Origin of the sequence: Argonema antarcticum A004/B2 (assembly GCF_023333585.1) — a bacterium.
In the GTDB taxonomy this organism is placed as follows: Bacteria; Cyanobacteriota; Cyanobacteriia; order Cyanobacteriales; family Aerosakkonemataceae; genus Argonema; species Argonema antarcticum.
Genome location: NZ_JAIQZN010000247.1, coordinates 1 through 1,032 on the forward strand (window position 1 = coordinate 1; position 1,032 = coordinate 1,032).

General features: G+C 39.0%; 2 protein-coding genes. Both read right to left on the reverse strand.

Annotated elements, in window-relative coordinates; all coding sequences use genetic code 11:
• Positions 1–105 precede the first annotated feature (105 nt).
• Positions 106–597, reverse strand: coding sequence for a transposase family protein (locus LAY57_RS35665; RefSeq protein ID WP_249072265.1), 492 nt, complete (start codon positions 595–597; stop codon positions 106–108).
• On the reverse strand, positions 483–1,032 hold a 550-nt coding region (locus tag LAY57_RS35670; protein ID WP_249072263.1), incomplete at its 5' end, for a helix-turn-helix domain-containing protein. The genes LAY57_RS35670 and LAY57_RS35665, both read right to left, overlap by 115 nt.

The window sequence follows — 1,032 nt, forward strand, 5'->3', positions numbered from 1 at the left end:
AGTCAAAAACCAACGGTTAAATAAGGCTTTGGCGGTGTTGCAGTCAAAATGTGGTAGATTTTTTAGGTAGTCTTATTCCATATTCAAATCCAAATGTTAGGCTTTTTAGCTATTGAGAACTATCGCACCCATCCGCCATCTGATTAATCCGCATACAGCCAGAATTACTGGTTCATAAGTTGTCGATTTTAACCGGAATCTTTCGGCAGCTACCCGAAAAGTTTTTACTAGTCTAATTAAGTGTTCTACTACCACTCTTTTACGGGCTTTTTTTTGATTATCTTGTTTTTGTTCAACGGTCACACCTTTACTTCTAGTTTTCTTATGAGGGGTGTCAATCGCTGGTTCTCCTACATAAGCTTTATCCCCTTGAAATTTCTGATTATCACTTAACTCTGTCTGGCGTTCTCGCCAGATTTTTATATCGCTGGTTGCCCCAGGTTTTCCTACTACTACATCCACTATTTCTTTGCCTGTAGGCATCACGATGAATTGGTTTTTAAATGTATGCTTTTTCTTCTTTCCTGAATAATACTTTTTTTGTTCTTGGTACTCTGTTGGCCTTTCTCTCGGCTGCTCACCAAATCCACTATTAATTCAAATTGACTTAATATTTCTTCAATCCATGCCCACTCTGAGTCGTTTTTTTTTACTTGTTCCACTAAGGACGCTGGCAGCAGTTCTCTCAATATTTCCAGCCAGTAATGAAATATATAATTGGCGGCTGATTCGCTCACTCCAAACTGAACCCCTAACATCTGGAATGTCGGGAAGTGATGTAGGTATACTAATGTGAGGAGAATCTGCTCTGCTACGTTCAATTTGGCTTGTCTTCCCCCGCCAGCTTTAATTATTCTTGTTTTCTTTTGTTCGATTGCTTTTTGTTTTTGATTATGTAAGCTCTCCGCTTGACTGATTAACTCTATTAACCGTTCATAGTCTAAACCCACTAATCTTTGGGCTGACGATGGATGCTTCTCTATATACTCTCTCAGTTGGCTCATTTTTGGCAAGGTAAAACTCCATTTTACC